Annotated in this window: 22 protein-coding genes; 6 read left to right on the plus strand and 16 right to left on the minus strand. The window is 60.6% G+C overall.

Features of this window, described 5'->3' with window-relative positions; all coding sequences use genetic code 11:
- A partial coding sequence (locus tag AC5FXY_RS21805) for a polysaccharide deacetylase family protein (protein ID WP_493558846.1) occupies positions 1-926 on the minus strand: 926 nt, incomplete at its 3' end.
- Positions 927-1051: 125 nt separating this feature from the next.
- Here AC5FXY_RS21805 and dapA point away from each other — a divergent pair.
- The gene (gene dapA / locus AC5FXY_RS21810; protein ID WP_493558847.1) at positions 1052-1918 is read left to right on the plus strand and encodes a 4-hydroxy-tetrahydrodipicolinate synthase; all 867 of its coding nucleotides are present in this window, start codon (positions 1052-1054) and stop codon (positions 1916-1918) included.
- A 570-nt stretch (positions 1919-2488) separates the two neighbouring features.
- On the opposite strand, the gene AC5FXY_RS21815 is transcribed toward dapA, so the two are convergent.
- From AC5FXY_RS21815 to AC5FXY_RS21835, 5 genes are all read right to left on the minus strand, one after another.
- Positions 2489-3304, minus strand: coding sequence for an ion transporter (locus AC5FXY_RS21815; RefSeq protein WP_493558848.1), 816 nt, complete (start codon positions 3302-3304; stop codon positions 2489-2491).
- 54 nt (positions 3305-3358) lie between these two features.
- Positions 3359-4096, minus strand: coding sequence for a (Fe-S)-binding protein (locus AC5FXY_RS21820; protein ID WP_493558849.1), 738 nt, complete (start codon positions 4094-4096; stop codon positions 3359-3361).
- A 198-nt stretch (positions 4097-4294) separates the two neighbouring features.
- Complete coding sequence (locus AC5FXY_RS21825) at positions 4295-5146, minus strand: hydroxymethylglutaryl-CoA lyase (protein WP_493558850.1); 852 nt, start codon at positions 5144-5146, stop codon at positions 4295-4297.
- A 66-nt stretch (positions 5147-5212) separates the two neighbouring features.
- Entirely contained in the window at positions 5213-6187 is a 975-nt protein-coding gene (locus AC5FXY_RS21830) for a hypothetical protein (protein WP_493558851.1), read from the minus strand.
- 115 nt (positions 6188-6302) lie between these two features.
- Positions 6303-7028 (minus strand): helix-turn-helix domain-containing protein, encoded by a 726-nt coding sequence (locus AC5FXY_RS21835; protein ID WP_493558852.1) that lies wholly within the window; start codon positions 7026-7028, stop codon positions 6303-6305.
- An 88-nt stretch (positions 7029-7116) separates the two neighbouring features.
- Between AC5FXY_RS21835 and AC5FXY_RS21840 the strand changes: the two genes are divergently transcribed.
- On the plus strand, positions 7117-8487 hold the full coding sequence (locus AC5FXY_RS21840) for a peptidoglycan DD-metalloendopeptidase family protein (RefSeq protein ID WP_493558853.1): 1371 nt from the start codon (positions 7117-7119) through the stop codon (positions 8485-8487).
- A gap of 86 nt (positions 8488-8573) precedes the next feature.
- On the opposite strand, the gene AC5FXY_RS21845 is transcribed toward AC5FXY_RS21840, so the two are convergent.
- From AC5FXY_RS21845 to AC5FXY_RS21855, 3 genes are all read right to left on the minus strand, one after another.
- The gene (locus AC5FXY_RS21845; RefSeq protein WP_493558854.1) at positions 8574-9176 is read right to left on the minus strand and encodes a hypothetical protein; all 603 of its coding nucleotides are present in this window, start codon (positions 9174-9176) and stop codon (positions 8574-8576) included.
- Positions 9177-9326: 150 nt separating this feature from the next.
- Positions 9327-10049 (minus strand): hypothetical protein, encoded by a 723-nt coding sequence (locus tag AC5FXY_RS21850; RefSeq protein WP_493558855.1) that lies wholly within the window; start codon positions 10047-10049, stop codon positions 9327-9329.
- A complete protein-coding gene (locus AC5FXY_RS21855; RefSeq protein WP_493558856.1) occupies positions 10046-11791 on the minus strand; it encodes a S8 family serine peptidase in 1746 nt (581 codons plus the stop codon). Before AC5FXY_RS21855 ends, AC5FXY_RS21850 begins: the two co-directional genes overlap by 4 nt.
- Before the next feature lie 188 nt (positions 11792-11979).
- Between AC5FXY_RS21855 and AC5FXY_RS21860 the strand changes: the two genes are divergently transcribed.
- On the plus strand, positions 11980-12747 hold the full coding sequence (locus tag AC5FXY_RS21860; protein ID WP_493558857.1) for an OmpA/MotB family protein: 768 nt from the start codon (positions 11980-11982) through the stop codon (positions 12745-12747).
- Between the two features lie 77 nt (positions 12748-12824).
- On the opposite strand, the gene AC5FXY_RS21865 is transcribed toward AC5FXY_RS21860, so the two are convergent.
- The 7 genes from AC5FXY_RS21865 to surE form a co-directional block, all read right to left on the minus strand.
- A complete protein-coding gene (locus AC5FXY_RS21865; RefSeq protein ID WP_493558858.1) occupies positions 12825-13418 on the minus strand; it encodes a 2'-5' RNA ligase family protein in 594 nt (197 codons plus the stop codon).
- Positions 13419-13466: 48 nt separating this feature from the next.
- Positions 13467-14858, minus strand: a complete 1392-nt coding sequence (locus AC5FXY_RS21870; protein ID WP_493558859.1) for a M28 family peptidase — start codon at positions 14856-14858, stop codon at positions 13467-13469.
- A 455-nt stretch (positions 14859-15313) separates the two neighbouring features.
- Positions 15314-16189, minus strand: a complete 876-nt coding sequence (locus AC5FXY_RS21875) for a universal stress protein (protein WP_493558860.1) — start codon at positions 16187-16189, stop codon at positions 15314-15316.
- 286 nt (positions 16190-16475) lie between these two features.
- Positions 16476-17633, minus strand: coding sequence for an RsiV family protein (locus AC5FXY_RS21880; protein WP_493558861.1), 1158 nt, complete (start codon positions 17631-17633; stop codon positions 16476-16478).
- A gap of 14 nt (positions 17634-17647) precedes the next feature.
- Positions 17648-18199, minus strand: a complete 552-nt coding sequence (locus AC5FXY_RS21885) for a histidine phosphatase family protein (protein WP_493558862.1) — start codon at positions 18197-18199, stop codon at positions 17648-17650.
- Positions 18200-18257: 58 nt separating this feature from the next.
- Positions 18258-19262: a DUF1028 domain-containing protein gene (locus tag AC5FXY_RS21890; RefSeq protein ID WP_493558863.1), complete on the minus strand. Its 1005-nt coding sequence runs from the start codon at positions 19260-19262 to the stop codon at positions 18258-18260.
- 384 nt (positions 19263-19646) lie between these two features.
- Positions 19647-20519: a 5'/3'-nucleotidase SurE gene (gene surE / locus AC5FXY_RS21895; protein ID WP_493558864.1), complete on the minus strand. Its 873-nt coding sequence runs from the start codon at positions 20517-20519 to the stop codon at positions 19647-19649.
- Positions 20520-20674: 155 nt separating this feature from the next.
- Between surE and AC5FXY_RS21900 the strand changes: the two genes are divergently transcribed.
- The 3 genes from AC5FXY_RS21900 to AC5FXY_RS21910 all read left to right on the plus strand — a co-directional run bounded on the left by AC5FXY_RS21900 (position 20675) and on the right by AC5FXY_RS21910 (position 23721).
- On the plus strand, positions 20675-21328 hold the full coding sequence (locus tag AC5FXY_RS21900; protein WP_493558865.1) for a hypothetical protein: 654 nt from the start codon (positions 20675-20677) through the stop codon (positions 21326-21328).
- A 120-nt stretch (positions 21329-21448) separates the two neighbouring features.
- Complete coding sequence (locus AC5FXY_RS21905; protein WP_493558866.1) at positions 21449-21883, plus strand: DoxX family protein; 435 nt, start codon at positions 21449-21451, stop codon at positions 21881-21883.
- An 80-nt stretch (positions 21884-21963) separates the two neighbouring features.
- Positions 21964-23721, plus strand: a complete 1758-nt coding sequence (locus AC5FXY_RS21910) for a M14 family metallopeptidase (RefSeq protein WP_493558867.1) — start codon at positions 21964-21966, stop codon at positions 23719-23721.
- Positions 23722-24338 lie beyond the last annotated feature (617 nt).

Consider the following 24338-nt stretch of genomic DNA (forward strand, 5'->3'; position numbering starts at 1 on the left):
TGCACCATGCTGCGGTGCAGCGTTTTGGGGCTCCAGTAGCCGCTGGCAATGATGCGGCGGATGGTGAACAGTGGGTCTTGCTGGTCACGCTTTTCGGCCAGCACAAAGGCGGCCGTCATGCCGCGCTTCTTCAGCTCCGGAATGGCCTCGGGGTTCCACAGGCCGAAGGGGTACGCGAAGTACTGAATCTTCTTGCCGGTGATTTCCTCCAGCGTTTTGGTGGGCTTCTCGATCTGCGTAACCCAGTCCTGGCCCTGGTATTTCTTCACGTTGTGGTGGTCCCAGGTGTGCGACCCGATGACGTTGCCTTCGTCGGAAAGCTGCTTTACCTGCGCCTTGCTCATGTAGCGCGGCCGGCCTAGGCTTACCGTCATGATGAAGTATACGGCCTTAAAGCCGTACTTATCCATCACCGGCTTGGCCACGGTAAACTGGTCGAGGTCGGTGTCGTCGAAGGTGAGCATCACCGGCTTCGAGGGCAGTTTGGCGCCGGTGGTCAGGTAGGCATACAATTGATCGGGCAGGATGGTATGGTAGCCCGAATCGGCCAGCATCTTCATCTGGGCCTTGAACTGCTCCACTGGCACGATGTAATCCTTGGCGCCTTTGGAGTCCTTAGCGGTCCAGTCGCGGATCTGGTGGTAGCACAGGATGGGTACCTGCGGGCGGGCCAGAATAGCGGCGGCATTGTTTACGGCCGAGGCAGGGATGCTGCTGGGGTCGGGGGCGGAGGTGGTAACGTCGGCCGGGGCAGCGGCTTTTTCTTCGGCAGCCGTCACGGCCGTACCCGACATAGCTTCGGCGGTGGCCGTAGCCGGCGTATCGGTTTCGGTAGCCGAAGCTTTTTCGGTGCTACAAGCGGGCAAAGCGAAGCCAGCGGCTAAGGCAGCGGCGCCCAGCAGAAAGGAAGATAAACGATGCGACATGCGGAAGAAAAGCGGCCACTAAGGCCTAGAAGGAGGAAATCGAGCCCAAAAACCAACCAAAGCCGGGCGCTTTTGTACCTTCGCACGGCCGGTTCACCCTACAAAACTAACGGTTTCGGCCCCTCATGGACAAATTAATTGGTACCGGTGTAGCGCTGGTTACGCCCTTCTCTCCCACCGACTTTTCCGTCGATTACGCTGCGTTGCGCCGCTTGCTCGATTTTGTCATCGATGGCGGAGTAGAATACATTGTGGTGAACGGCACCACGGCCGAGTCGCCGACGACCACCACTGAAGAAAAAGCCGAAATCCTGCGCGTAGCCAAGGAGCACGTAGCCGGCCGCGTGCCGCTGGTGTATGGCATTGGTGGCAACGACACCGCCGCGGTGGAGCGCACCATCCAGAGCACCAACCTGGAAGGCGTTGCGGCTATCCTATCGGCCTCGCCGTACTACAACAAGCCCACGCAGCGCGGCATCATTGCCCATTACCAGCGCCTAGCCGACGCTTGCCCAGTGCCCGTGATTTTGTACAACGTGCCCGGCCGCACCGCCTCCAATATCACCGCCGAAACCACGCTCACGCTGGCCCAGCACCCGAACATCATCGGCACCAAGGAAGCCAGCGGTAATGTGGAGCAGTGCATGCAAATAGCGGCCAGCAAACCCGAAGGCTTCCTGCTCATCTCCGGCGACGACATGCTCACCACCCCACTCATCTCCTTCGGCGGCGTGGGCATTATCTCAGTGCTGGCCAACGCTTTCCCGCGCAAGTTCTCCGACATGACCCGCCACGCCCTGGCCGGCGACTATAAGGCTGCCAGCCAGTTGCTGTTTGAACTGCTGCCACTAAACCCGCTGATGTACGAAGAGGCCAACCCCGTGGGCGTTAAAGCCGCACTGGAACTGCTGGAAGTGATTCCCGGCGCCGTGCGCCTGCCGCTAATGGAAGCATCAGAGGGGCTGAAGGCACGAATTAAGGCGCTGCTGTAAATCCTAGACTACCCTTAGGTACTAGGTATATTAAACCAAAGCCCGGTCGTCTAAGCCGGGCTTTAGTTTTTCCTGACCTGACTCGCTGATTATTACGCTCAAACTAGGGTTAGGCAAACTGCAACTAGCACCGGAGCGCAAGTAAGACCCAGAAAAACTATGTAGTCTTTGCGTCGTTGCCCCTTGCTAAACAGGATTAAGCCTCCCAAAACCAGCAGAAAAACGGAGGCTAGTAACAAAGTCAGCAGTACAAGCCCGCCATTTGCTGCTCCACAGGAATGTGGGTGCTGAGCGGAGCCGGAGACAAACCAGTTAATCAGAAAGGCCCACCAAGATCCATACAATACCATTGCTATAGTAGTCTTCAGGTGACGGCGAAAAAGGCTCATTACGCAAACAAATAACGAATACAGCCCTCCTGATTTACCTGTTGATTATCAATTAATTATTAAAATTAGCACCATGCACAGCTCCAGTCATTTGAGTGGCGCATGCGCCACTCATGATTTCGCACTGAGTGCGTTATCCTGCAACGCTACGTCGGCTGAACTAGTCAGGACAAACTTATTCTTACAGCTCAGGAAGCTTCTCTCCACAGTGAGGGCAGTATTTGCAACCCAGAGCCTCCTGAGGACGGTCCTTGGCCAGTTGCTCGGTAAATCCTGACGCCAGGATGCCGGTAGGAATGGCGAAAAGCCCTAGGCCGATAATGGCTATAACGCTGCTCAGAATCTTGCCCAGCGGCGTCACCGGATAAATATCGCCGTATCCCACGGTGGTGAGCGTGGCCACGCCCCACCACATCGTGTCCGGGATGCTGGCAAATTTGTCGGGCTGGGCTTCGTTTTCAACGAAGTACATGATACTGGACACCAGCACCAACATAACCAAGATAACGGCCAACGTAACGCTCAATTCGGCTCGCTTTTGGCGCACCACGCTGCTGATGATGCGTAGGGCCCGTATGTAGCGGGTAATTTTAAGCAGCCGAAACAGCCGAAACAAGCGCAACACTCGCAAATCCATGCTGCCCGCGGCCAGGTAAAACGGCAAAATGGCCACCAGGTCGATCAGCATCATCGGCGTGAGCATGTAAGCCAGCCGGCCCTTTATACCATGGCCCTGCATGCCAGGCCGGGCAGTAACGCTCCACACCCGCAGCAGGTATTCAAGCGTGAACACCGCCAACGAAACCTGCTCGATGCGCAAAAAAACCAGGGCATGAGCCTGGTGGATGCCGGTCACCGAATCCAGCACCACTGCCAGGATATTGATTATCACCAGCAGCACCAGCATCCAGCTTACCAAGTTCTCCCAGCCCCGCCCGCCATCGTTGGGGTCAAGGCCCCGGTACACCAGCTGCTTCAGGCGCTCAGCTCGGGTCATATGCGAGGGAATGGTTGGACGGCGTTGGTGATTGAGTGGAGCTAGAAGTGTGCTTTACCAGCCACTAGCCAGCACGTCGGCCACATGCAGCGTACGCAACGGCTTCTTTTCCTTGCGGATATAGGCATCCAAGTGCATCAGGCAACTGGTATCGGTGCTGACGAGGTACTCGGCGCCGGTAGCCAGGGCGTGCTCCACCTTCTGCTGGGCCATAGCTACCGAAATGGGCTCGAACTTCACGGCGAAGGTGCCGCCGAAGCCGCAGCAGGTTTCAGTTTCTTCCATTTCCAGACGCTCCAGGCCCGCCACCGAATCGAGCAGCTGCCGCGGTTCTTCACGGATGTGGCACTCACGTAGCGCGGCGCAGGAGTCGTGATAGGTGTACTTACCGGCGAGCTTAGCACCGGGGATGCTGGTGACGCCGAGCACGCCCACCAGAAACTCAGTAAACTCAAATACGCGCCGCTGCAAGGCCGGGAACTCGCCGCAGCGGGGCGAATCGTCGAGCAACTCGCCGTAGTGGTTGCGCACCATGCCCACGCACGAGGCCGAGGGGCTGACCACGTAACGCTCGGCAGCGCCGGCAAAATCGGTGAGGAATTTCTCCGCTACCTGCTGGCTTTCCTGGCGGTAACCGGCATTGAAAGCGGGCTGCCCACAGCAGGTCTGGTTGGGGTTGTAATTGACTTGACAACCAACCGATTCCAGCACCTTTACCATGTTCATGGCGGTATCGGGAAAGAGCTGATCAACAAAGCAAGGAATAAAGATGTCGACTAGGGCAGCAGGCATGGGCAGATAAGCGTAATCAGAAGGCGTAAGGTACGTCTAACGGGGTTTGGCAGGTTGAAGCCAAGCTCAGTTCCGTCGATTGTCATCCTGAGCGGAGCCCAAGTCCATCACACAGCAAAACGAATCGGGCTGCGTGGGATAGGGCCTTGACTTATACAGTCCGTGGTTCGGCTCAGAATTACAAAATGAGAAAGGGCATCAGTGCCCGGCAAACACCTGCTGGCTCAGGCGTTGGGCCTCACCCAGCGCCTCCAAGTTCAGCCCGGTAGGCACACCCTGCTCGCCGAAGTAGCTGATCAGGTTTTCGGTGGCCATGTTGCCGGTGAGCTTATCGGCCGCCATGGGGCAGCCGCCGATGCCGCCCAAGGCCCCATCGAAACGGCGGCAACCGGCCGCGTAGGCCGCTTCCACCTTTTCGCGCCAGCTCTGCGGCGTGGTGTGCAGGTGCGCTCCGAACTCGATGTGGGGAAAGGCGGCCGTCAGCTCACGGAAAGGCGGGATGATGGTTTCGGGGGTGGAAGCCCCGATGGTATCCGACAAAGCCACGATGCGCACGCCGAGGGCATCGAGCTTGCGGGTGAACTCGCCCAGCACTTCGGGGTTCCATGGGTCGCCGTAAGGGTTGCCGAAGCCCATGCTCAGGTACACCACCAGCTCTTTGCCACGCTGCTGGCACAGCTCCTGCATCTGGGCCACTTCCGTCAGCGCCTCGGCAATGCTCTTGTTGGTATTGCGCTGCTGAAACGTCTCCGATACCGATAGCGGAAAACCCAAGTACTGGATTTCGCCGTAACCCGCGGCCGTTTCGGCGCCGCGTAGGTTGGCCACGATGGCCAGCAGCTTGGTGCGGGTCTGGCTCAGGTCGAGGCCGGCCAGCACCTCGGCCGTGTCGCGAAGCTGCGGTATGGCCTTGGGCGACACGAACGAGCCGAAGTCCAGGGTATTGAAGCCGACGCGCAGCAGGGCGTTGAGGTAGGCGGTTTTGGTTTCAGTAGGAATGAAGTCCGGCCAGCCTTGCATGGCGTCGCGGGGGCATTCGATGAGTTTCATGGGCAGCGGGAGGAATGAGGCATAAAGGTAACGGCCCCGCCGAAAAACAACCGAACCGGGCCCGGGTTAGCGCAGCACCCCGAAACGCCCGCCCCGCACGTCCAGGATGATGGTGCGGGTGGCGAAGGGCTCGTTGCCCAGCATGCCCATCATGCCCGAAAAACGCATCATTCCTTGCTGCAGCAGGCTCATGCCTTCGACGTAGGTGACGGTGCGTAGCGGCACCTCGGCGCTACCCAGGCGGAGCCCTGCGGCAGTGGGCACGGTGTGTACCAGCAGCTTTTTGCCGAAGGAATTGGTTGGGTTTGTTTGAGCCGGGGCGCCGGGCACGGCCAGCTGCGCCCAGTTGGCTTGACTGGTGAGCAGGGCAAAGGCACTCGAACCGGAGTCGAACATCAGCTGCTGGGAGCGGCCCTGCAGGCCCGCGTCGAGCAGCAGGCGGCGGTTGGTAAAGGCCAGAGGCACAAATTCAGCGCGGCCTGCAAGGCTATCGGGCACCTGCGTGTCCAGTGTGAAACGGCCCTTGGCGTAGTCGAGCACCAGCACGCGGCCTTCCAAGACATCAGTTCCCAACGTGCCGATGATGAGCGGTTGAGCTGTATCGGCGGGCAGTTCTTTGCGGCCGTGGGCCAGTACCTTGATGCGGCGCAGCGCTACTTGGGCGCCGCCTAGCGAAAAGCGAAAATTGTGGACGGTATCCTGGCTTGGCTGCAAGCTGGCGCCCACTGCCGGATAGCGGCGGCGCAGGCTGGCCAGCGGGTACTCATAGAGCAGCGAGTACGGGGCGCCTGTATCGAATTGCAGGAAGCACTGGCGGGGGCAGCCAGGCAGGCGAACGGGCACCAACAAGGCGGCATGGGGCACCACGGGCTGGGCTCCGGAATCAGGCAACCACTGCAGAATACCGCGGGCCGGCAGCCCCGTTAGGGTGAGCTGATTGGTCGGCGGCGCAAACTTTTGTTGCATGTAAAAGTAGCCTCCAATACCACCCAGCACGAGCAGCAGCAATACGGAAAGCAGAATCTTGGCGAGCGTTTTCATGGAGCAGAACAGCGGGTTGGATTACGTCAGCAAACCTACCGGCCGGCCTCATCTGCCCCTGCGTCATTTTGCCGCCATTTAGCCGCCACTCATTATAACAATCTGCAAATCATACTCATAACCGAACCGGGTACACATCCAGCTTCCCACGCCGAAGTTGCAGCGCTGCATAGCCCACAGCCACCACGTTGAGCACGTATGAGACGACGAATACCCCGATGAAAGTACCGGGCAGCACGGCCTGAAAAAAGCGCGCCGCTATCCAGTGCGCCAGCACCAGCAGCAAGTAAGCCAGGGTGCTGGCGACTTGCCAGAGAATTTGAAAGCCGAGCACCCGTCGGCCTACCCCGGCCACGTGTTCGGTATCGTGGCGGCGGGCGCGCCAGAGCAGCAGCGGCAGCACAATGTTGAGCAGCGGAAACATCAGGAAGCCGAGGGCACTCAGGTTGAGCAGCTGCACAAACTGCGGGTCGTGACGCAGGTTGGAAGACGCAGCGGCCTGGACGGCTTCGGGCAGTTTAGAAAGCGTTGAGGTTGGATATTCCCACGCTGCTGGAGGTGTTGAAACCAGCGAGGCTGCTTCCGAAATGGCAGGTAGCTCGGGAGTAGTTTCGCGCATAACCGCTGCTTCGGGCGCTGGCGGCACGGGCTCGGCTCGAAAGTCATCCAGGGAGACGCCGAGGGCCGCGGCCAGGGCTTGCAGGGTATGGCCGCGCGGCACCGTGTCGCCCTGCTCTACCCGCTGAATGGTACGCAAACTCACTCCCGACTGCTCCGCCAGCATTTCCTGGGAAAAGCCCCGGCTTTTACGAATAGTCAGGATACGTTCAGCGGAAAACATACGGCAAGGCATAAATAAGCCGTCAATAATACTGTTTCCGCGGCGGAAGGGCGCTGGGGTTTCCAACCGAACCCTCCTATTCCATTAGGTGTTGTACCAAGGTATGCGCCAACTGACGACGATGCGCCGGCCTGTAGGCTGGCTTCTCCCCTTCTTATTCCTTGCTATACTTCTGGCTTCCTGCGGCAAGCAGCAAACGCTTCAAGGCATTTTTAGCCAACCGCGCACGGCCCACGAAGCGTATGCCCGCAAGCTGAAGCAATCCGGCCTGGATAAGACGGCGCTGGGCCGCGACTGGCTGGCCGCTGCCGACAAGGCGCTGCGCGACTCGCTGGTAGTCACGCTGCCCTTCAAGGAAACCGGCATCTTCCGCGCCGAGCAGGCCTTTGCGGCGTCGTACCGCTACGCCGTGCGGGCTGGCGAGCGGATCAATATCAAGCTCACAGTAGAGCCTGCGTCAGCCGATGTGCACGTGTTTGTGGATGCCTTTGAGCTGAATCCCGACAACCGCCGCTTGCGCCCCGTAGCCTCTGCCGATACCACCAGCCGCGCTTTCAGCTACGTGGCCGAGGACAATCACCAGCACCTGCTGCGCGTGCAGCCGGAATTGTTGCGCTCGGCGCGCTTTACCATCAGCATCCAACGGGCCCCTTCGCTGGCATTTCCGGTGCACGGTAAAAACGACGTAGCTGTAGGCTCGTTCTGGGGTGCTGACCGCGACAACGGTGCCCGCCGCCATGAGGGCATCGACATCTTTGCCAAGCGCGGCACGCCGGTGGTTGCCGCTGCGCCGGGCATGATTACCCGCGTTAACGAGACGCCGCGCGGCGGCCGCGTGGTGTGGCTGGCCGATGCCGTGCACGGGCAGCACATCTATTACGCCCACCTTGATCAGCAGCTCGTGCGCGCCGGCCAGGTAGTGCAGATTGGTGATACGCTGGGCCTCGTCGGTAATACGGGCAATGCCCGCAGTACGCCCCCGCACCTGCATTTCGGCATCTACCGCTCGGGCCATGGCGCCGTGGACCCCTTCCCGTTTGTGCGGGCTTCGGACAAAGAACCGGCCGCTCCGCGCACCTCACCTGAGCGGCTGGGCCAGTGGGTACGCCTCACGGCGGCCAGCACGCCCCTGCGCCCAGTACCCACTGCCGCCCCTAAAAAACAGGCCGGCCTAGCCAAAAACACGCCGCTGCTGGTGGTAGGCGCTACTGCCGACTGGCTGCGCGTGCAAGACCCCAGCGGGCAGCTGGGCTACGTGCCCGCCAAGGCTGTGGCCACGGATGTGCTACGCCGCGAAGCCCTCGCCGCCACTTCCGACTTACTCAGCACTCCTACTCTCACAGCCGCGCCGCTTGATACGCTGCCAGCTAACAGTCGCATTGCCGTACTCGGCGAATGGAGCGGCTACCGCTTGGTACGCAACGCCGATGGGCGTATCGGCTGGCTGCGCGTAGCTTAAGCCTATCCCGGCATGGCCTTGAATAGCAACGGCCCGCTCCACAACGTAGGTGGAGCGGGCCGTTGGGCGTTAGGGGCAGCTGAATGTTAGTCAGCCACCACTACGGCTTTGTTAAGCTTCTTGGCGTAGGCAATGCGCTTTTCGCGGCCCGTGGCATCGATGTAATCAAAGCCTACAGCGCGGTTGTCGGCTTGCACAGCCTGCCAGCCTTCGGGGTCCGTGTCGGAGGGCGGCGTGGTGACGGAGCGCGGTATGGCTGGCGAGGTGAACTTGTCCTGGGTGAAAAACCGGTTCATGCCTTGCAGAATGGCCAGTTCACGGGCCCGTACCGACGAGCCTTGCGGGTCCACTTGCAGAGCACGCTCATCAATAAGCACACGGGCGGGCATTACCTCGTTGCGAAGCGTGTCGCCCTTGGAAGAAATGATCAGAAAGCGGGCGTTAGCGTCCAGGATTTTCGGGCCCTGGAGCAGCAACACAAAGCGGTCCTTGTTGCGGTTGTCGGAGAATTCGTGCTGGGCTTGGACCGTACGGAGTACGGTGCGGCTGGTCAGGCGGCTGCGGTCGGCTTCGGGCTTCGGGGTGTACAAACGGTCAGCATTGGCCGTACCCACCTCGCGGTCAGTCGTCACGCACGACGCCTGGATCAACAAGAGCAGGAACGTAATGGGGAGCAGTATTTTTTTCATGTGGTAGGATCTTCGTCAGTCAGGCATATGTACGAAAATGCGCGCCTAGTTGACGCCGAAAGGCCATTTTTTCTAGCCATCCTCATACCAGCCATATTGATTTGCCCGTACGTAAGCCCATCAGCACGGTTGCAGTGGCCGGGCAGGGCCTTACAACAAAGCTCCGATTTCGAGGCCGAGGGTGAGACGCGGCAACTCAGGGTAACGTGCCCCCAGTGTCCCCCGAAACGAATCGGAAAGGCGGTAGCGCGCCACGGCGGCGTAGCGGCCACTCCCGATGCGGGCCCCCACGCCATAATTCCAGCGCTGCACATAGTCCAAGCCACGAGCCGTCACGCTCACGCGCTTGCCAAGCGGGCCGTTGGGGCGGTTTTCAGTATGATGTGCCGTGGCGAAGGTATAGCCTCCCCAGCCAGCCAAATCCAGGTACCGGCCAATGGAATTGCCGCGCCGCCCGGCATTCAGGCGAAGCCACCCCTCTGCGTCGGTGCGTTGCAAAGCGAGTGACTCGCGGTAGTGCTGCTCGGCCGTAGGCAGAATCTTCGTGCTGTTTTGCACCAATCGGTAACTCAGACGTGCGTAGCGCACATCGGCCCCCAAGGACAACCATTGGCTTAGGCGTAGCTTTTCGCGGTATCCCAACACGATTTCGCTCGAGGCCCAAGGGTGTAGATCAGCGCCAGTCTGTTGCGGCTGCCCCACCACGAATTGATACCCCACATACACATGGCGGAAATGGCGGCGGTTGGGCCCAAACTGCTGCCGGGCGGTGTCAGTACTGACCTCGGTGCTGAGCAATGCGCGCTGGGCCAGTGCCGGTGCGGCCGCCGCAGTGAGTAGGCCCGTCAAAAAAAGTAGCGAGGCGGGCTTCATGGCAATATAAGTTCGGTGGTATAGCCGCGGTAATGCACGCGCAGCAGGTCGCCGGGGGTCCAGGTGCCGGCCGGCAGCTCCAGCACAGCCCGCTGCGACACCTCCAATACCTGGTAGCGACGCAGGCGGCCGCGGGCATCTGCCAGGTGCCAGTAGCAATACGCCGGGTACGGCAAAGGCAATGGCAAGCCGCTGTTCTCTTCGCGTAGGCGTAGGGTCGAAGATTTTTCCAGTCCCGGCCGCGCCGGACTATCGCGCTGGGGCTCCACGGCCAAGGCTCCCACGGCGGCTGTGGAATCGGAATAGAGCGGCAGCGGACGCAGAGCCAACGTGGCTTCGGGCCGGATAATCACCTGAACCTTTCCAGCTGAGGCCACGATGTCCAAGGTGGGTGCCACCGGCGCGGCGGGCTGCAGGCAGCGGTTGGCCTGCGGCAGCCCATAGCCGTGGGCGTAATCAAAATATGGATGCAACGTGGCAGATTGTTCCAACGCCCCAAACAACTGCATCGCCGTGAGTTGGCGCCGCTGCTGCCACACGCAGGCCGCGAGACCGGCTACCAGCGGAGTAGCGAAGGAAGTGCCCTCAGCCCGGACATAGCGGCTGCCCGAGGCCGCGGCCATCACCACCCCAAAGGCCGAAACATTGGGCTTGCGCCGGCCGCCCACAGCGGGGCCGCAGGAGCTGAAATCAGTGGCCACCCAGGTATCGGGGTCGATGCCGCCAACGGCCAGGACAGAATCAGCATCGGCGGGCGTGCCCACGATGCGCCAGCGCGGGTCGTCACCGTCGTTGCCGGCGGCGCACACCACCAGCATGCCTTTGCGCACGGCCATGGTAGCGGCCCGGGCCACCAGGCTGGTGCGGCCGTTCATCTGCTCGGGAAAATAACGGCTATCGGTGTAGCCCAACGACGAACTGATGATATCGGCGCCGTGGCGGTCGGCCCATTCGGCGGCAGCCAGCCAAGCTTCTTCTTCGCTGTACAGTTCCCGGGTGAGCCGCTCGGTGCGGGCCAGCAAGTATTCGGCCCGCGGAGCCAGGCCCAGCGCAGTGCCATCGGGCAAGCGGCCAGCCAGGCAGGACAGTACTTCGGTGCCGTGGGCGCCACCGTTGAAGGCGCTGCTGCGGCGGCGCACGAAGTCATACGCCTGCACGATTTGCTTTTGCTGCAGCAGGTGCGAAAGGGCCGGGTGGCGGTCGGCATTGCTAAAACCGACATCAAGCACGGCAATGCGGATACCGCGGCCATCGAGCCCGGCCTGGTGCAGCACTTCTCCACCTAGGGTGCGCGTCTGGCGCAGGGCCAACTGCCGCTCCGCGGCTGAGAGCGTGGTGCTGCCGTCACTGGCGTTCATAAGCCCGCGACTGGCCGGCTGCAGCGGAGCCGCTGGCATCGGATGCACGGCTTGCACGCCTGGCAACTGCCGCAGGGCCCGCACTTGTCGGGGTGTGGCCCAGCAGGCCACAGCGTTGAACCAGCGCGTAGTGCCCGTCACTGTGTCTACCGCGGCTTGCACTTGGCGCAGATAATCGAGCCGAATTGGGAAATCAGATGTGTCGGCCACGGGCAGGCCCTGCCGCTGGCGCCGGGCCAGGGCTTCGGGCGAAAAGTAGGCAGCCGCATCAAAGCTGACGCCGTGCTTATCGCGCAAGAACACCCAGTATTTCGCCGATGAAGCCGTTTCGGGAGCAGGCAGCCTATCGGGCTGGCCTACCGCCGTCGGGCACAGATTCGCCATAACGGCAAGGGCGAATACTAAACGAGTGAGTGACAACGGCAATACGGGGTAATGACTGCGGAAAATTACGCCAGAATCCACACAGTGGCCAACTTCGGCCGGCGCGACGCATTAAACTAGATGAGCTTCGGGTACGTACCGAACGGCAAACACGCCGTCATACCGGCGGCCGCTGTCACTGCCCCCATATGAAACGCCGCATAACTCAAGTACTTTTTTCTTCGTCCCTGCTGGCCACCGCGATACTAGCGCCGAGCTGCGTCTCGCAAAAAAAATACACCGCCCTGCAAGCCCAATACGCGGATCTGGCCAAGTCCCGCGAACAGCTAGTGGCGGAAAAGAAAGCTTTGGAGGAAGCCAGCAACGAGCAGGTCAATAAGCTCAACCAAAGCCTGACCGGTGCCAATCAGCAGAACAGCCAACTCACCGAGCGTCTGGCCGAAGTGCAGCGCAAGCTGGAAGAAAAAGACCGCGCCGTGCAGGCCCTGCGCAAGCGCGTAGCCGATGCGCTGCTGGGCTTCAACGCCCAGGACCTGCAGGTGAACCTTAAGAACGGCAAGGTATACGTGTCGCTCTCGGAACAGCTGTTGTTTAAGTCGGGCTCAACGAAGGTAGATCCGCGTGGCCAGGACGCGCTGCGCAAACTGGCCGAAGCGCTGAAAGGCAACCAGGACGTAAATGTGCTGGTGGAAGGTCATACCGATAACGTGCCCATCGCGCGCGGCACCGCCGGCATGCGCGACAACTGGGACCTGAGCGTGCTGCGCGCCACCGAAATTACCCGCATCCTCACCGAATCTGGGATGGCGCCTGAGCAGGTTACCCCTTCGGGCCGCTCCCGCTACCTGCCCGTAGCCGCCAACGACACGCCGCAGAACAAGGCCATGAACCGCCGCACCGAAATCATTCTGACGCCGAAGCTGGACGAGCTGTTCCAGATTTTGGAGCAGAACTAAGTCCCTGCCAGCCTTATCATAACAAAGCCGCCCCGCACAGTTGTGCGGGGCGGCTTTGTTATGATTGGGTATCGACATCACCGAACAGATGGCTCTAGGGCCTGCCCTAGCTCGAACTCCTGAATAGGCTGCCACTGCCGGCCGTCGTGCCGGAACAGAACGAGCGACTTCACCGGAAACGCGCCACTGTATTCCCGCTGCGCGAAGTCTTGCTTGAGCGCCGGCACCCGATCAGGGGGCAGGTCGCGGGTAGCTAGCGTCATGTGAGGTGTGAAGGGGCGCTTTTCGTGCGGAATGGCCGGCAAGTGCGCTTTGCACCAGCTTACCAGTTCCGCATGCAGGCGCTTCAGAACCTCCGCTTCGGTGACGTGTACAAACAAGGTGCGGTTGCCGAACCAAGCAAAGTTCCGCAGCCCAACCTCGACTGGTGCCTGATGCCGGGCAAACTCGGCCAACGACAGTAGCGCCGCGGGCTCAAACTCGGCTGGCACGAGCCTAAACGGGGGCAGCAGCGTTATGTGCGGCGGCAGGCGCACGGCATTGCGCGAGCCGGTGCGCGCGTGAACTTCCTGTTTTAGTGCCCACACCTCGCCGTATACCGGCTCGGGTGGCAAGGTGGCCAGCAGATAAAGCGCCGGCGGCGTGCGAGTGGAGATTGGCTGTTCGGTCACAGCTTCTCCAACGCACGCCGCCGGTCTGCGGGTTACGCTTTCGGGGCTTTACAGCCCGTATTTGCTTAGCAAGTAGATCAGACTGGCCATGGCTGCCCCGCCGAGTTCCAACTCGCGCTTATGCACCTTGTCGAAGGTATCGGCGGCGGTGTGGTGCAGATCGAAGTACCGTTGCGAGTCGCAGTCGTAACCGATGAGCACTTTGGCCTGGTCTTTCAGCGGGCCGATGTCGGCGCCGCCATGGCCCGGCTGCAGCTGGCCAGCGTGGTACGGGGCTAGCAGCGGACTCCAGCGCTGGATCTGCGCCACGGTAGCCTTGGCCGGCGTTTCGATGCCAAAGCCACGGGGCGTAAAGCCGCCGCCATCTGACTCAATAGCCGCCAGGTGCTTCTCCCCTGCCGCCTTCGACAGCTCGGCGTATTTCAGACCGCCGCGCAGGCCGTTTTCTTCGTTCATGAACAGCACGGCCCGCACCGTACGCTCAGGCCGCAGGCCCGAGGCTAGCAGCAGGCGCAGCGCCTCAATGCTTTGCACGCAGCCGGTGCCATCATCATGGGCGCCTTGGGCCAGGTCCCAGGAATCAAGGTGGCCGCCTACGGCGATGATTTCATCGGGGTACTTCGAGCCTTTCACTTCGCCCACCACGTTGTATGATTTCACGTCGGGCAGGGTTTGGCAACCCATTTCCAGCTCGAAAGTAAGCGAGGGGTCTTGCTTCAGTTGCTCACTCAGGCGATTGGCAGCCAAGGTGCTTAGCGCCGCGGCGGGTACTTGCGTTACGCCATCTTCGTAGCGCATGGTGCCGGTGTGCGGGTAATCATCGAGGGAGCTGGTGAGCGAGCGAACCAAGGCCCCCACGGCACCGCGATTGGCAGCTTCGGCGGCACCGCTGCGGCGCTGGTCGCCGGCGGCCCCGTACGCCGCGCCGGGCTCGATGAGCCTGTCGTCGAACGGCCGATTAAAGAGCACGAACTTGCCCTTCACCTTTTCTGCGGGCAAGTTGCGCAGCTCTTGGATGCTCTGCACCTCTACTACCTGGGCCTTAAGCTTGCCGTTGGTACCCACGCTGCCGCCGAGGGCGCATAAGGCGACGGACTGGGCTTTGCCTTTGGCGGTGCGGAAGCTGCCTTTTTCTTTGGGGCCGCGTACCCAATGCGGCACCATTACTTCTTGTAGGTATACGCGGTCGAAACCAAGCTTTTCCATGGTTTGCTTGCCCCACTGCACGGCCTGCTCCGCCTGCGGCGAGCCGCTGAGACGGGCCCCGATGCGGGTGCATAGGTAGCGCAGGTTTTCGTAGCTCTGCCCCTGCAACAGGGCCTCGTCGTAGATTTTGCGGATGTTGAGCGAATCGGTTTTGGTATCAGGCGTTTGCGCCTGCGCGGGAAGAGCCAGCCCGGCTATCATCAGCAGGCTGGCGGCAAGTGAACGGTAGTGCATCAGAGCAAATATGGCGACACGGCGAGAAAAAGCCGCGGCTCACAGACACTGTTTACCAGAAGGCGGATGCATGTCCGCCGTTGGAAACCAATCGGAGGTCGGAAAACAGCAAATCCGTCATGCGTAGACTGGCGCAGCATGACGGACTGAAAGCATCAAGTGGCAGTTTCTAGATGTTGGCCATTCCGCAATTCGGATACGCTTAGAACCCTGCCCTAGTCTCAGCAATGGATCATAAATAACTATGTCCCAGCACTTATAGCAAACGTACGGCTGGCGACTTGTAGCCCTGACCCACAGAGCGCATCGTTGAACGGATAAAAACTAACCTAAGAAATCCTGCCTGTCATGTCTCGGCTACGTTCGACATGACAGGCAGGATTTCTTAGGTCTTAATCAATTTCAATAATGACACGCCGTTCTCTTGTTCGGCATTACATAAGTGTCAAAATGCTTCAGGCCAGTTCTGTGCCGACAGCTTCCCGGCTTTGTAGCTCGGCGTCCGCCGGTTTGCCGTCGGCAGCAGGCAGCAGCAGTACTGGAAGGCTGGCTGCACGTAGCACACGGGCCGTGACGCTGCGGTGAAATAAGCTTCCCAGGAAGCTGCGGCGCCGTGCCACCAGCACCATCAAATCGATGGGGCGCGTGGCCAGCAGGTGCCGGATGCCGGCTTCGGGCGTACTGGCCAACGGGTGGCAGAATGTGACTTCGCGCGTGGCCGGCAACAGGCCGCTTTGCTGCACGGCCAGCACGGCCTCCTGGGTGCTGATGGTAGTCCCGGCTGTGGTGGCGCGGGCAATGGTCACGTCGGCTTTCCAGGTGTTGATGATGTCCTGAAAAACGGCCGCCGTAGCTGACATTACTCCAAATGGCTCGCCATCGATGGCCATGAGTACCCGGCGCGGCGCGGCCACGGGAGCCGTTTCGGGTACCAGCACCACGGGGTAGCCACTGTTGCGCAGCAACGGCAGGGCACGGTTGGTCAGCAGCGGCTCGAAGTAGCCGTCGGCCTGGGTGAGCCCCAGCACCAGCAGCAGGGGCTGATGCCGGGCCGCAGCGGTCAGGGCGTCGGCGAACGTGCCTTCTACTACTGCCACGGTCGTCGGGACTACCATGCTCTCGGCCAGCTGCTCCAACTGCCGCTCGGTTTCGGCACGGCTCAGTTCCAGTAGTGAGGTGGCTACCGGGCCGGTATCGGGGTGATGGGCGGCGAGCGTATGCACGTGTAGCAGCACCACGCGGGCGCCAAGGGGGCCGGCCAAGTGGGCGGCGTAACGCCGGGCCTTTTCGGCGGCCGGCGAGAGGTTGGTCAGAACAACGATGGTGTCCATGGTAGGGTACAGTTGGAGTACAGCCCAAAGGTGCCCGTCGGCCCCACAGCACCTAATGACGTAGGTCAGCGGGGAAAATGATTTATCTCAGCTGTTGAGCTTCACTCGTTGAGAGTTTTCCTTACCCTCATCGGCTGTCATCCTGACGCAGGAAGGACCTTATCACGCTCAGATAATAACTCTCTGACGTGATAAGGTCCTTCCTGCGTCAGGATGTCCGTTCTCCAAAACAGCTTTTAGACCACTACTTGCCCTTCGCTGCAGCTTCCCATTCGGTAGTTGACCATTATTTAATCCGGGCCACTACGGCAGCCAACGGTCCACCAGGCCGCAGCAGCTTACGTAGGTCGGCATAGCTGATCAGCACGGTTTGGCTTCCCATCACGTAGGGGGTGATTTCGTATTCGTTGTAGATAAACTCCACGCCGGCTGGGGTAAGGCTGTACCCGTTGCGGGGCAGCGGCGCACGTACCTGTCCTTGCTTGTCGCGCCAGTCGTCGAAACGGCCACTACTGTCTTCCTGCTCTCCGTGGAAATAGGCCCCAAAATCCTCATTGGCCAGCAGCCTTTTGGTCACCATTTGGCGCAGGGGCTGCTCGTAACCGGCTCTGAGCAGATCGGTCAGGGCCAGCTTGCGGCCGGTGCGCAGGTCAAACGTCACCGGCGTCAGTCCGTGATTTGGGTGGGCGCCAAAGCCATCCGTTTCTTCAAACTGCATCACCGACAACAACCCGTCGGCATTGTAGGTCACCCACGCGGATTCATCGATCTTGACACACTCACCCTCCGCACGCAGCTTTTCGTCAAGGTAAGCCTGCACTTTCGGGTAAGCGACGGGCAGTAGCTGCTGCTCCACCTTGTTGAGCACCGCGGATGTAGAAGGCGGCAGCAAATGCACGACCGACAACGTAAAGCGGAGAGTATCGGCCGGATTGCCACATTCGCGGGAATCCGGCGTTGCTTTGGCCCAGCTCTGAAACTCTTCGATGGCGTATCGTACGGCACCGTCGTAATCTTCTTTCAACTCGAAGGGCAGTTGCCGCTTGCCGTCGGCGCTGCGCCAGGTACCGCTCAGCTGGGGCCCGATGGGCTGCGTGGCCAGCCAGCTGCCGGTAGCCTTTCCGCTTACACTTTCATTAAGCACCAGCGGGTGGCCAGCTTCGGCTTGGGCGGCCTTCAGGTTCAGTTCCTGCCCGCGGCACTGGTAATAGTAGGTGCCGGCCGTAGCCCCATCAAAAACCTGCAGCTCTACTACCACCGGCAGCGTGCCTACTTGCCCCGTGTACCGGCGGTAGCCCTGAAAATCGGTGTGCGTGGCCGGGGTAGTTTCCGCCGTGGTCGACCCAGCTTGGGTGGTGGCTTGGTTATCGGATTGGCAAGCGCCCAAAAGCAAACCGACCAGCAGGCTTAAGCCTGCTGGTCGGTAGAGTACTGCTAGCTTCATGCGGCAATATAGCGCTACTTAGCGCCCGCGCCGTAACGGGAAGCCGTGGCCGTAACCGGCCCCGACTCCGGCAGCGTCACCTTGAACAGGTAGTTGTAATCGTCGTCGGAGAGCTGCGGCACGGGGCGCTTGGCGCCGAGGGCTTCCACGGTTTCCAGCACCGTATTGGAGTGGCCGACGATGAGCACGGCCTTGCCGGGCACCGTTTGGCGGATGCGGGCCGTCAGCTCCGCTAGGCCGGGCGCGTTGGGCGTGTAGCTTTCCACTGTGAGCTTTTTGGCCGTAGCCAACGGTCCGGCAGTGTCGCGGGTGCGGCGGGTATCGGTGGAGTACACGGCCACGATGCGCTCTTTGCGCAGTGCCTCCAGCAGGGCCGCGGCCCGCTGCTCGCCCGCCACGCTCAAGGGCTGTTCCTTCGGCTGCGATGGATCGGTGAGGGTACCTTTTTCGGCGTGGCGTACCACGTATACGGTAATAGCTTTGGGCTTCTTGCTCAGGCGCACCGGCACGAAGGCCGTGCCGACCAGCAGCAACAAGAGGCAGAGAAGGCGAATCGGGAGGGACATACTAGGTATGGTTGAGGTGAGTCACCAAACGGACGACTTGCGCTAAGCCAGGGTTGCTTTACTTCAGGGCCAGTATCTGCTTTAGGTCTGCGTCGCTCACGGTGAGCAGGCCCACTTTGGGGAGGCGCTGGGTGAGGGTACGCCAATTGGGCTCTTGCCGGAAGATGGGCTGCAGCAGCTTTTTGGCCTCGGCTACCTGGCCCTTGTTGGCCAGCGTGATGGCGTGCCAGTAGCGCATCTCTACGTTGTCGGGAAATGCTTTTTCGGCGGTTTCGTACTCGCGCACGGCGCGGGGCATGTCGTTTTGCTCCACGGCCAAGTCGCCGGCGTTCATGTGGTCGTAGGCGCGCTGTAGCTTCAAGAGACGACGCAGTTCCTTGAGCGGCTCGGCATGGTCGTCCACACGCAGGTCGATAAGGCGGTCGTCCCAAGGAGACTGGCTGGCCTGCCCGCGCACCACCAGAAGGGCCGCTGACTGACGGCCTCGAATATCGCCGCCAGCCGCCTGAGCGGCATCCAGCGCGGCGAGCATGCGCTCGGCCAACGGCAGCTTACTGTTTTGTTCGAAAGCTTTGGCCATAGCAGGCCACACGGTGGCATTGAGCATCATGTTGGCCTGCACCGAAAACTGCGAACCTTGCTGGTGCCCGGCCATGTCCACGCACTTTTTGCCGGTGTGCGTGGCCACGTTGCCTTTGCTGTCGACAATGGCCACCTGGCGCACATCGCGGCCTTCGTCGGTGCTAATTAACTCGTCTAGAGTTTGCTGAGCGGTTTTGCCGCTCTTCAGTAAAGCCAGCCCGCGCGGGCCGAAGCTTTTGTTGGTAAACGACTGCGTAGCAATGGCCCCTACACCGGCTTCGGCCCAGGATACGGCCGTGCCCACCGAAAACCAGTGACTCTGTACGGCCACGGCCATATCGCCGGTCTGCGGGTCGCGGGCCACAATGGAATACGTGTGGGCAAACGGCTCCCGCTGGGTGTAAAGGAGTTGGGCGTGGGCAGGAAAGCTCATCAGCAGGCTGAAAACAGCGGTCAGAAACCAGATTGGGGTAAGGCGCATTGGCTCGGGTTGGAAATGGTGTTGGAGCTGGCAAGATATAAGGACTGATCAGCACCTGTGCTCGGAAACGGCCGCGTGAAATGCGGGCAGGTGCATGTAGCTGACCTTTATCTGCAGCAAGCCCGTTTGGCAAATTTTGTATTTGCCGCTACATCCGTCATCCTGACGGCATAAGGGCCTTATCACGCTGAAACAAGCCGTTATTACGGCTATCGTGCTGCGGTAATAAGGTCCTTCGCTTTGCTCAGGATGTCAGACGAAAAAAGTTAATGCATGCCAACGCAAAAAGCGCCCTGGTACGAAGCCAAAGCGCTTTTGCGAAAGCTCGATGCTGTCAGTTCAAGGCAGCCCAATAGTTAACCTCTCACTGCTATGCTCTTAAGTCTATCCCTGCGGATTGGCCGGGCCGTAGTCGCCGGGGCTGACGGGGTGCGGCTGAGCGGGCTCGGCGGGCGTGGAACGACCGGGCAGTTGCAGCTGCCAGTCAGTTGTCATGTGGCGCAGGCCGGCGTAGTTCGTCAGGTCGTACTGGCAGGGCACAATGCTCACGTAATTGTGCGTCAGCGCCCACTCGTCGGTTTCGTCGCTGTGGTCCTCGTTCACAAAGTTGCCGAGCACCCAGTAATACGGCCGGTTATAAGGGTCCTGGCGGGTGTCGAATTCCTCCTGCCACTTGGCCCGGGCCTGCCGGCATAGGCGGGCCCCCACGATGGGGTCGTCAGACTTTTTGGGGATGTTCACGTTCAGGGCCGTACCGGCCGGGAGGCCCTTAGTCAGCACCTCGCGGGCAATATGTTCAATCCACGGTTCGGCGTGGGAGAAGTCGGCCTCATGCGAAAAGTCACAGAGTGAGAAGCCGATGGCTGGCAATCCTTCAATGGCTGCTTCAATAGCTGCCGACATGGTGCCCGAGTAAATTACGTTTACCGACGCGTTGGAACCGTGGTTCACGCCGGACACCACCAGATCGGGCCGGCGGTCCTTTAGCACCAGATGCTTGGCAATTTTAACGCAGTCGGCCGGGGTGCCGGAGCAGGTGTAAGCTTCCAGGCCTTCGAAGAGGTGGCTGCGGTCGAGGCGCAGCGGCTCGGCCAGGGTGATGGCGTGGCCCATACCCGACTGGGGCGAGGCGGGCGCCACGATTACTACTTCGCCGATGCGCTGCATTACGCGTACCAGTGCCGCAATGCCGGGCGCCGATATGCTGTCGTCATTGGAAATCAGGATCAGGGGTTTTGCAGGGGCGTCGGTATTCACGGCAAAAGGCAGGTTAGTCGGCTCGAAGATGGCGGCAAAGGTAGACCGGGCTACGGTATTGTGGCCGGCAGGTTCGTATTTGTTGAATTAACGCTTCATGAAGCTATCCGCCGGAGCTTCGAGCGCAACCCCCCGCGCCTGCGTAGGTTTGCGGCATGCTCCGTCCCTCCTCCTTTCTTGCAGCCGCCGTGCTGGCGGCGCTAGCGGTGGCCTGCAGCCCCGACCGCAGCCCAGAACAAACTGCCGCGCAAGCGCCTGCCGCGGCTGCTCCGGCAGCGTCCGATACCACCTCCGCTTTGCCGCCCATCAAGCCTAGCCTGCCGGCTCCTACCGACAGTGCTTTTCTGCTGCGCCGCGGCTTCGCCGGGCCGTTGCGCCTGAATATGAAAGAGGGAGCCCTGCAAGCTGCCGTGCCCGCCAGCAGCCTGCGCAAAACCACCCGCACGCTCGAAGGCATTGAATACCCGGTGTATGAGTTTCAGCCTGCTGGCACCGCGGCCGGTGCCCCGCCCTTGCTGCTGGAGATGGTGGGTGATGAAGAGGAAGGCTACCGGTTGTGGCGCGTGCAGGTGCGCGACCCGCGCTACCGCACCGCCGAGGCAGTGGGCGTAGGCAGTAGCTTCGGCGAGGCCCGCTCGGCGTATGGTATCCAGACTATCGAACGGACGGAGGCCGGGCTGGTGGCCGTGTCAGAACGCATGAACATGACGTGGATTCTCGACCCCAAGGGTTTACCGGCCAGTGGTCTGCTACGCAAAGACGACATACCGCCCGCAACATCCATTATCGGCGTTATACTTTTCCGCTAGCATTTGCACCTGGTACGCACGATTCCGAGTATGATTATGTACTTTGGCCGCGAACAGACTGCGTAACCCCATACGCCGGCCGCTTGGTTTGCGGCCTCACCACACCACTCGGATTCTGCCATGCCGCTGTTTGAAAACCGTTACCGCTACGCCGACGTGGGGCTTTTGCTGCTCCGCATCGGCTTAGGTGTGATGTTTACCTTTCACGGATACCCCAAGCTGGTAGGGGGACCTGAAAAATGGGCAGCCATCGGCGACGTTATGAAGCATTTCGGCATTACGGTAGCACCAGTCGCCTGGGGCTTTATGGCTGCCTTTGCCGAGGCCGTAGGTGGCCAGCTGCTGGCGCTGGGCTTGTTTTTCCGATTTGCCTGCGCTTTGCTGCTGCTCACCATGATTGTGGCGGCGGTTTCGCACGTCGTGGCGGGTGATGGATTTAGCGGTTATTCGCACGCTGTGGAGTCGTCCGTTGTCTTTCTAGGTTTGCTGCTGATCGGCCCGGGCCGGTACAGCTCCGATCAGGCCCTGTTCCCGCCGCCGCGCCGCACGTTTTAGCCTCGATTTGAGCGAGAAACCGGCCCGAGCGCGGTCATTGCCGACGAGGTACCGATCTTGCCGGCCTAAGCACTCTGCCCATGCTCCTCGCGCTGCTCTTCTCTTCTGCCCTACTCGCTGGCCCCGCCGAAACCAAGCCCGACTGGCGGACCCCGTTTGAAAAAGGCGACGGCAACACCACTACTACCTACGCCGACTGCATTGCCTATTACCAGCGCCTGGCGGCGGCTTACCCGGAAATCACGCTGCGCGAAGCCGGCCAGACCGATATCGGCCAGCCGCTGCACGAGGTAGTCGTTTCCATCGATGGCGACGCCGACCCCGCCAGTACCCGCCAGAAAAACCGGCGCGTGCTGCTGATTCAGAACGGCATTCACCCCGGAGAGCCGGAAGGCATCGATGCCAGCATGATGCTGGCCCGCGACCTGGTGCAGCAGAAAAAGCTGCGCCCGCAGTTGCAGAATGTCACGGTCGTAATCATCCCAATTTACAACGTGGATGGCTCGTTAAACCGCAACTCCACCACCCGCGCCAACCAGAACGGCCCGCGCGAGTACGGCTTCCGCGGCAACGCCCGCAACCTCGACCTCAATCGGGACTACATCAAGCAGGACTCGCGCAACGCCCGGTCGTTTGCCGATTTGTTTCGGCGCTGGCAACCTGATGTGTTCGTGGATACGCACACTTCGAACGGGGCCGATTATCAGTACACCATGACGCTCATCGCCACGCAGAAAGACAAACTGCACCCGGCCATGAGCCAGTACCTGACGGGCCGGTTGCTGCCCGGGCTGTACGCCGGCATGGAAAAGAAAAAGTGGCCGCTTACGCCCTACGTCGATTTTGAGGGCCGCACGCCCGATGCCCGCGGCCTGGTAGGCTTTCTGGAAACACCGCGCTATTCCACCGGCTACTCCACGTTGTTCAACTGCGTTGGGTTTGTGACCGAAACGCACATGCTCAAGGCCTACAAGCCCCGCGTGGAAGTGACCTATGATTTTCTATCCCTGATGTTGAATCAGGTGCATACTGATGCCGCTGCCCTGGCCGCTGCCCGCCAGGAAGCCGACCGCCAGACCGCCGCCCAGCGCGAGTTCACCGTGGCCTGGCAGCTCGATACCACCCAGGCCGAAACTTTTCGTTTCCGAGGCTACGAGGGCAAAATCCGCCCGAGCGACGTCAGTGGGCAGCCTCGGCTGTACTACGACCGGAAAGCACCGTTCACCAAGGCCATTCCATACTACAACACCTTCCGGCCCAGCGTGCAGGTAACGGCGCCTCTTGCTTACCTAGTGCCACAGGCTTGGGGCGAGGTGGTAGAGCGCCTGCAGCGGGCCGGCGTGCGCCTGCAGCGCCTCACCCGCGACACCACGCTCACCGCGGAAGTCTACTTTATCGACGACTACAAAACCGGTCCGCGCCCCTACGAGGGTCACTACCTGCACAGCCAAGTGCGCGTGCGGCCCGAACAGCGCCCCCTCGCCTTCCGCCGCGGCGACTACGTCATCTGGCTCGATCAGCCTCAAAACCGTTACGCCGTCGAAACCCTGGAGCCGCAAGCCACCGATTCCTTTTTCGCCTGGGGCTTCTTCGACAGCATCCTGCAGCAAAAGGAACACTTCTCCGACTATGTCTTTGAAGACGTAGCCGCCGACATGCTCCGTCGCGACCCGCAGTTGCGCCAGCAGCTGGAAGAGCGTAAGAAGGCCGACCCGGCCTTTGCCCAAAACGCCGCCGCGCAGCTTGATTGGGTGTATCGCCGCTCGCCCAACTACGAGCCCTCGCACTTGCGCTACCCCGTGGCTCGGTGGCAGGGCGGTAAGCTGCCGGTGGAATAGCACATGGTTCGGCGTCGGAGTATTTGTCGCCAGCACCAAGGGCTGTTTATCACCTACTACTTGCTACAGCACGCCCGAAAGCCAAGTGACCTAGTTCCTCCGGACTAATGTAGCCCTGTGCTTCAAGCGCCTGCCTATTCTTAATGTTTGGACAGGTTCTGAGAGAGTACGAATTCAGCCCTATGTCCAAGGCGTTTTCTGTATTCCAGCACCTCTCTGCCGGGAAAAAATTCCTCAAACGTAAGAAAGGGCTTGCTTTGGACTATAGCTTCCTTAACGCCGTCGTTGTCCAAATCTTCAAAATATAGCTCACCGTAATCTGCGCCGATACTTGGTCCGAGCTATATGTTGTTGTCGCTTTCAAGAACTGGAGTAAAAGTAACATACCTATCCCCCGCGCCGGGGTAATCTTTGATCCATTCGACGCCCTTGTAAGGATTGCGGGACGAAGAGGACCAGTAACCTACCAAAGCCAGCGTCAAGACTATCAGCAGAAACCTTAAACCGGACCTTTTCATGTCATTCGTGGATGTTAGAGCGTGCTTAATTCTTGTAAAATTGCCGTGCAGGACCTCGTACTCGCATGTAGAAGCAGGGCCCCAAGATAAAATACCCAG

The sequence above is a fragment of the Hymenobacter sp. FMD4 genome (assembly GCF_058932745.1).

Excerpts from the sequence above, each read along its gene's own strand:
- dapA (WP_493558847.1), top strand. The coding sequence starts at position 1,052 with ATGGACAAATTAATTGGTACCGGTGTAGCGCTGGTTACGCCCTTCTCT.
- AC5FXY_RS21900 (WP_493558865.1), top strand. The coding sequence starts at position 20,675 with ATGCTCCGTCCCTCCTCCTTTCTTGCAGCCGCCGTGCTGGCGGCGCTA.
- AC5FXY_RS21855 (WP_493558856.1), bottom strand. The coding sequence starts at position 11,791 with ATGGCGAATCTGTGCCCGACGGCGGTAGGCCAGCCCGATAGGCTGCCT.
- AC5FXY_RS21820 (WP_493558849.1), bottom strand. The coding sequence starts at position 4,096 with ATGCCTGCTGCCCTAGTCGACATCTTTATTCCTTGCTTTGTTGATCAG.
- AC5FXY_RS21890 (WP_493558863.1), bottom strand. The coding sequence starts at position 19,262 with ATGCGCCTTACCCCAATCTGGTTTCTGACCGCTGTTTTCAGCCTGCTG.
- AC5FXY_RS21830 (WP_493558851.1), bottom strand. The coding sequence starts at position 6,187 with ATGAAAACGCTCGCCAAGATTCTGCTTTCCGTATTGCTGCTGCTCGTG.
- AC5FXY_RS21905 (WP_493558866.1), top strand. The coding sequence starts at position 21,449 with ATGCCGCTGTTTGAAAACCGTTACCGCTACGCCGACGTGGGGCTTTTG.
- AC5FXY_RS21850 (WP_493558855.1), bottom strand. The coding sequence starts at position 10,049 with ATGAAGCCCGCCTCGCTACTTTTTTTGACGGGCCTACTCACTGCGGCG.
- AC5FXY_RS21860 (WP_493558857.1), top strand. The coding sequence starts at position 11,980 with ATGAAACGCCGCATAACTCAAGTACTTTTTTCTTCGTCCCTGCTGGCC.
- AC5FXY_RS21845 (WP_493558854.1), bottom strand. The coding sequence starts at position 9,176 with ATGAAAAAAATACTGCTCCCCATTACGTTCCTGCTCTTGTTGATCCAG.
- AC5FXY_RS21870 (WP_493558859.1), bottom strand. The coding sequence starts at position 14,858 with ATGCACTACCGTTCACTTGCCGCCAGCCTGCTGATGATAGCCGGGCTG.
- AC5FXY_RS21875 (WP_493558860.1), bottom strand. The coding sequence starts at position 16,189 with ATGGACACCATCGTTGTTCTGACCAACCTCTCGCCGGCCGCCGAAAAG.
- AC5FXY_RS21910 (WP_493558867.1), top strand. The coding sequence starts at position 21,964 with ATGCTCCTCGCGCTGCTCTTCTCTTCTGCCCTACTCGCTGGCCCCGCC.
- AC5FXY_RS21880 (WP_493558861.1), bottom strand. The coding sequence starts at position 17,633 with ATGAAGCTAGCAGTACTCTACCGACCAGCAGGCTTAAGCCTGCTGGTC.
- AC5FXY_RS21815 (WP_493558848.1), bottom strand. The coding sequence starts at position 3,304 with ATGACCCGAGCTGAGCGCCTGAAGCAGCTGGTGTACCGGGGCCTTGAC.
- AC5FXY_RS21825 (WP_493558850.1), bottom strand. The coding sequence starts at position 5,146 with ATGAAACTCATCGAATGCCCCCGCGACGCCATGCAAGGCTGGCCGGAC.
- AC5FXY_RS21885 (WP_493558862.1), bottom strand. The coding sequence starts at position 18,199 with ATGTCCCTCCCGATTCGCCTTCTCTGCCTCTTGTTGCTGCTGGTCGGC.
- AC5FXY_RS21835 (WP_493558852.1), bottom strand. The coding sequence starts at position 7,028 with ATGTTTTCCGCTGAACGTATCCTGACTATTCGTAAAAGCCGGGGCTTT.